This is a genomic window from Microcoleus sp. Pol14D4, assembly GCF_036701245.1.
Lineage (GTDB): Bacteria > Cyanobacteriota > Cyanobacteriia > Cyanobacteriales > Microcoleaceae > Microcoleus.
Map to the genome: position 1 here is coordinate 1 of NZ_JAUBQM010000147.1, position 5871 is coordinate 5871.

Here is a 5871-nt window from a genome sequence, read left to right on the forward strand (position 1 = left end):
TTTAGGTCAGGGAGTTTTTTCATTCCTCTATCTAATGTCTATCTCGTTCTCTTGTCAAGGGGGTTGAGCAATTACGTGTATCGATTAGCAATCAGATTGCTACCAAACACTGAAAGATCGCCTTCTCCCAACAACATGGGTAATTGATTGGGAAACTTGCTCTGAATTTTGGCACTGATGCGATCGTGCAGGGTTTTATAGGTCAGCGTTCCAGAAATAGTATTCAAGCTGTCAATCATCCAGTAGGTTAAAGCACCATGGCGCTCTTTTCCTTCCTCCGCATACTCCCAAGCATATTCGGTTGGACGACAAGCTGCTAGCACTACGTACTTTTCGGACTCTGGAACCCAGCCAGTATGGTTCGATCCTTCAACCAGCGATTTCCAGTTCTCGATTAACTCTTCGCGAGAAGCGACCAGGCTATCTTGGGGACGATCTGCCGTATCCTCCTCCTGTGAGCCGCGAATAGCGCAATCACCGCGAGTTGCACCACCGGAGTGGCAGCTATCCAGAACAACAGTGACACCCAATCCTTTATCCGTCATGCGTTTTAGCAATGTAGCTAGCTCAATATCCCGGAGGTAGCGCCCATCTTGTTCGCCAATATCCATTGGGACAATTCCCTCGTCATGCTGTCCATCCCCCTTCAGCTCTGAGTAGATGGTGGTTGCACGCCCACCATGACCGGAGTAGTGAATGTAAACTAATTCTTGCGTTTGAGCTTTCTCAGTAATTTCATTAAACGCATTGACGATGTTTTCGTAAGTTGGCAAAACATCTGGTTCGATTCCACCCCTAACTTCTGAAAGAGTTGAGTCTTCTCGATTTGGAGAAGTAAGCTTACGGATTCGTTCTGCTGGAATCTGTAACGTTCGTCTGAGGTAGTCATCTACTAAGTTAATGTCACGCACGCACCCTTTAAGGTTTGGATACAAGCGGTTGGGTTTGTAGTAGTTAATCCCAATTAGGAGAGCATGAATGTTAGGTCTTTTCTCAGGTTGGTCAGCCATTTTACTTTCCTTGCTTAGTGTCTCTTTTCAAAAGCGTTGCTGCCGCACCAGCATTCTAAAGCCACAAGTTCCAGCTTTTGAGAAAGCTCTGCCAGTTCAGTAACGCATCTTTAAATTCAAGATTTGGTTAACTAGCTTGCGCTATCTGCAATCTGCTTTAAGGTTTCAATTTGTTTTGCGCGAGCCTCCCGTTCTTTTGGTGACAATATTGTGTACAGTTGCCAAAGTAACCAGTTTGTAAGCCATTTTTGTTTTTCTCCTTGGTTTTTCTGGTGAGCGTGTGGTTGGTAGTAGTAATACGATAAATAAGTATATTGGATGAAACTAGAGTAGTTTGTGCCAAGATTAGTGCTTAAATTTGTATGTTTTGTTGCTTTTTAATGTAGTTATCATTGCACAATTGTGCAAGGGGTAATTTAAAATTACTCTTACTCTAAGAAGTGAATTGATTTTGTGTAAACTAACAACGCTAAAATAGATAGAATCAAGCGACTATTTTGACATTAATAACCGAGCTAAGCTAATGAATATATTTGCAAAAACGAGCACCCTTTATCCTCATCGGTAACTGGCTGTAGGGTGCGGTCAATACGGTTCGGTTAAAACCAAAAACCAAGTAATTTGTCAAGCTCAGTCAAGTCCAAAAATTATCTTCATCTGGAATACCAAAGTGAGAACGCCAATCAGTCGCTAAAAAATACCCTGACCAGGAGTTAGCAAATTGTTAGGATCGTAACGTCGTTTTGCACTGACCAACTTGTCCCAAACCGGACGAAAGTGCTGTCGCCAATCGTTTTGGGAGAAGGGAATAGCATCTACGGAATATCTGTAACCCCCTAAGTCACGGTTTTTGTACAGTGACTTTTTATTTGACGTGGAGACATATGAGTGCCGTTAAAGAGGCCGTCGCTAAATCTGGCTTGCTTTTTTGGCTCAATCTAGCTTGCCAATGCCGATCGCCAAATGCTAGAACGCTGAGGAAACTTTCTCTGTAATCCTGTAAGAGGGAAGGTTTTGCTCAGCGACCCAAAATTGTCTCGATGTCATTTAATTAGGCACAGTACAAGAATATTATTGCCTAAGCAGAGTTTTGGAGCGGCTAGTTCCAACTTTTAACAAAACTCTACCCTTTCAGTGACGTATCTTTCAGTTCAAAATTCTGTTGACTATATTGCGAACACCTTAAGCCATTTGTTCACGGGTTTTGAGACCGACTATTCCATCTGGCTTCAACCCTTTTTTTTGCTGAAATTCCTTGACAGCTTTGTCTGTCCCCGGCCCAAATTCACCATCAGCTCCAACTAGAATGCCAGCTTTTTTCAAACTTTCCTGGAGCAGGAGTACATCCGAGCCTTCCATTCTGGGCACGGCCAATCGCAACGTTCTGGGTTTGTCATCCCACGGTGCTTTAGAAAACCCTGGAGCAGGAGATCGATTAAGTGCATCCTCGGTTTGAGTGCCAAAGTCGCCATCTTCGCTAATCTTGGCATCAGGATTGTTCTGATTCCAAAGTTGCTGAAATGCGAGTATTGATTGACTGCGAAGATCGATCGTGCCGCCACCTTGGTAGTCGAAGTGAGGTGGATCGCCTGGTAAGGGATTCCAGCCATACTTCATCAAATAAACTTCCCAGCCTGTTGCATCTTCAATGTCGATCGCTAATCCAGTTTGGTGGTTGCTGGCTCCCGGCGCACCTACAGGATTGGGGTTGTTGAAGCGATCGTTATACAGCAGCATTTGCTGAGCAATAGTGCGGTATGCCGAGTTAACCTGCATCGTTTGACCTCGATCTTGAATCGCTTTCTGGAGTGCTTGTTTTGCTGGGGATTGTACATAGGGAAAGGCGGCATCCAGCAAGTCTACATTGAGATCATCAAAACTGACAAAGGTATCTGGCACAATCAATTGCAGTTGAGATATCAACTGCTGGGATAAGCCATTGACCACCGCAGTCGAAGACATCGGTGCATCTTTGAGCAATCCGGGGAAACTGCCTCTAACTTCCAATCGATCCCGTTGGACAAATTCTTCACAGGCTTCGACAATTACAGGTTGATTAAATAAAAGATCGCTTGAGTCTGTCATGGTTTTCTCCAATCTGTTTGAATTTGGTTACACAATGTATGTTAGAGCCCCAATTCTTTTCGAGTTTCGGCACCTACAACACCATCCGCCGCTAGCCCTTTCTGCTGCTGAAACTGCCTCACTGCCTTGTCAGTACCGTTGCCAAAGAATCCATCAGGTTCAAGATTGATTCCTGCGGCTTTCAAAGCTTTTTGTACTTGACGAACATCCTCACCTTGGAGCATGGGTTCGGTGAGTTTCAAAGTGCGAGGTGCTTCTGCGATTGTTTCCCCTGTTACTTCTTCGCCTGTTCCTTCATAGGTTAAGAATGACGGCCAGGGTTTTCCCAAAAACAGTACTCGTTCAGCCAATCGTCGGCGTGTCAGCCCTAGCCAGGGTTGACCATTTACCTTATTCCACACAGGAAACTGATTAGCTGCTCCTTGATAATTTCCCTGGTTCAAACGATCGAGAAGAGTTGAACCTCCAAAACCGTCTTTTCCTGGGCCGACGTTGAAGCAGAAGCAAACCAGTGCAGAAAACTGACTGTCATTGAGCTGAGCTTCTACGGCGTCTTCAACAAAGGATTCAAATTTTTCTAAATCTATCCTCAGCAATTCTTCTGCCTGTGTTTGGCTAATCGTCAGTCCTTCATAAACATCATCGCCAGTGTGTCCGTAACCAATTGTCCAAACTCCACCGCCATCATCATAAGCAGTCAGCTCACATCCTTCAAACGCAGTCAGAAGCTTAAAGCCTTCTTCATTGATATGCTTTGAACCTCTGCGTTCTGTCACATCAGGCGGTTGTTCGTCTGGAGGATGAATGTTGTATGTTTTAGCCACGCTAAACTTTAAAGCATCAATTAATGCTTTTACTTGTCCATTTGTCTCCGTGACTTTAACGGCTAGGTCGTCTTTTATTTCGTAGATGCGACCATCGCTAAAAATTTCAAGTGATCTTAGCATTTTTTTCCTTTCCGGTTACACCGGAATGATGGGGAGTGGGGAGTGGGGAGCGGGGGAAGGAGGAATTATTGACCTTGACTTTATCATTCCCATCCAACCGGAAACGATATCAACTGTACAGTGACTTTTTATTTGACGTGGAGACATATGAGTGCCGTTAAAGAGGCCGTCGCTAAATCTGGCTTGCTTTTTTGGCTCAATCTAGCTTGCCAATGCTGATCGTCAAATGCTAGAACGCGCTCGCAAACTTTCTCTGTAATCCTGTAAGAGGGAAGGTTTTGCTCAGCGACACAAAGTTGTCTCGCTGTTATTTAATTAGGCACTGTACAGCCGTCTCAAAGAGCTAGGGAGAAATAGAAGAAGACATAGTAAGTTTTGGATTGGTTTATATGGCGAAAATTGGTTTATTGCCTTGGACTCCTGTCAGGAGTAGGTAGAGTCCATGATGAGTTTATTTCCTAATGGGCGAGCATTTTATCAGAGGGAATTAAGAGCTATAAAGCTGATGGAGCAACCTCTTTAGACTCGTTGTCGCCCCCTGAAGTAAAGAACTCCAGAAAGAGGTGGCAAAGTTTCAAACAAAGATATGGCACTGGCAGATGTCACCCAAGAACGATTGGCTACATCAAACCCGATAACAATTGCACTAGCCATCAAACCTTGTAAAACTGCACGACGTGAAGTGTTGTTTTTCATTACTGCTTAGAGGTTAGTTAGCGTGTACTGTCTGCAATCTGCTTCAAGGTTTCAATTTGTTTAGCGCGAGCGTCCCGTTCTTTTGGCGACAATTGTGAAGTGGTTGTTGGTGCTTCCGACACAGCCAAATCTTTTAACAAAGTTGAACCTATTTCTCCCAGTTTCGACGCTTGGGCGAGTTTGAGCGCTTCATCTAGCGCGTTGTACCATAAACCTGCCTCAGCATAGATATTAGCTTTCTCAACGCTATTTACTGCTTTGTTGAGTTTACTTTGCACGGCAGCAGGCATTGCTACAACCTCAATAGTTGCCTCGCTTACTAGATCGCCTGATGGGTTATCTGGGTCGCAATTGATAACAACTTGCCAAAGATATTGTTTCTCCTGTTGCAGTCCTTGTTCGCTATTCGAGAACGGAGATAATTTCATAATTCCCGGTGAACTCTGCAAGGATATCTCGCGAACTTGTTGGGGTTTAGCACCTGGAACCCACTCGTAAATCGTTAGTTTTATTGGCTTGGAGGCAGAATCATTAGGCACAAACCAAGCGAACGTAGGGTATCGAGAAATCGTTCGTCCTATGTAGTTCACAGGGGCGAGAACGGTTAGTGGCATATCTCCTCCAGAACACCCTCTAGTCGTTCCTCCATCCGAGCTTCTTTCTGAAGGGGGAGGCTTTTGATTGCCAGGTGCATAACCAGCCAGAACTGCCGGAGTTACAATCAGCGTTAAACTCAAGGCACAACTGGTGAGTATTTTGATGTTGAGGCGTTTGTTAAAGAACCATTGAATTGACATCATAACTTAGCCCTTTTTCCTTTTTTAATTATTTAATAGCTAATTTAGTTTTTTGTCCTAACTGATTGTTAACTATGGTAACATCAAATTGCCGATGCCTTAATTGATTAGGAAGTTGTTCAACTTCTAAATCATAGTCACCTAATCTCACAATATTCATGGCTTGTTTGATTTTGTGCGTTTTTTCTCATACCTTAGATCCTCTATTGGGGTATTGTGCTCATTGCCAAAGTAACCAACCAGTTGGTCAACCCTTTTTGCTGGGGGGGTGACAACCCGCCCCAAACCCATAGTTAGTAAGGATTGAGCCAACTTGTGGTAAAAAAAGATAGGCAG

Annotated in this window: 6 protein-coding genes; all 6 read right to left on the minus strand. The window is 44.1% G+C overall.

Going from position 1 to position 5871, the window contains the following annotated elements; translation table 11 throughout:
* Positions 1-71: 71 nt before the first annotated feature.
* Positions 72-1010: a caspase family protein gene (locus QUA33_RS27215; protein ID WP_333152763.1), complete on the minus strand. Its 939-nt coding sequence runs from the start codon at positions 1008-1010 to the stop codon at positions 72-74.
* A 690-nt stretch (positions 1011-1700) separates the two neighbouring features.
* Positions 1701-1868, minus strand: a complete 168-nt coding sequence (locus QUA33_RS28375) for a hypothetical protein (RefSeq protein WP_445304625.1) — start codon at positions 1866-1868, stop codon at positions 1701-1703.
* 324 nt (positions 1869-2192) lie between these two features.
* Positions 2193-3095, minus strand: a complete 903-nt coding sequence (locus tag QUA33_RS27220; RefSeq protein WP_333152764.1) for a peptidoglycan-binding protein — start codon at positions 3093-3095, stop codon at positions 2193-2195.
* A 41-nt stretch (positions 3096-3136) separates the two neighbouring features.
* A complete protein-coding gene (locus QUA33_RS27225; RefSeq protein WP_333152766.1) occupies positions 3137-4042 on the minus strand; it encodes a glycoside hydrolase family protein in 906 nt (301 codons plus the stop codon).
* A gap of 519 nt (positions 4043-4561) precedes the next feature.
* Positions 4562-4738 (minus strand): hypothetical protein, encoded by a 177-nt coding sequence (locus tag QUA33_RS27230; RefSeq protein WP_333152768.1) that lies wholly within the window; start codon positions 4736-4738, stop codon positions 4562-4564.
* Between the two features lie 17 nt (positions 4739-4755).
* Complete coding sequence (locus QUA33_RS27235) at positions 4756-5538, minus strand: DUF928 domain-containing protein (RefSeq protein WP_333152770.1); 783 nt, start codon at positions 5536-5538, stop codon at positions 4756-4758.
* Positions 5539-5871: the final 333 nt, after the last annotated feature.

Bases quoted from the DNA above. Each gene is read 5' to 3' on its own strand.
- QUA33_RS27215 (WP_333152763.1), bottom strand. From the start codon at position 1,010: ATGGCTGACCAACCTGAGAAAAGACCTAACATTCATGCTCTCCTAATT.
- QUA33_RS27220 (WP_333152764.1), bottom strand. From the start codon at position 3,095: ATGACAGACTCAAGCGATCTTTTATTTAATCAACCTGTAATTGTCGAA.
- QUA33_RS27225 (WP_333152766.1), bottom strand. From the start codon at position 4,042: ATGCTAAGATCACTTGAAATTTTTAGCGATGGTCGCATCTACGAAATA.
- QUA33_RS27230 (WP_333152768.1), bottom strand. From the start codon at position 4,738: ATGAAAAACAACACTTCACGTCGTGCAGTTTTACAAGGTTTGATGGCT.
- QUA33_RS27235 (WP_333152770.1), bottom strand. From the start codon at position 5,538: ATGATGTCAATTCAATGGTTCTTTAACAAACGCCTCAACATCAAAATA.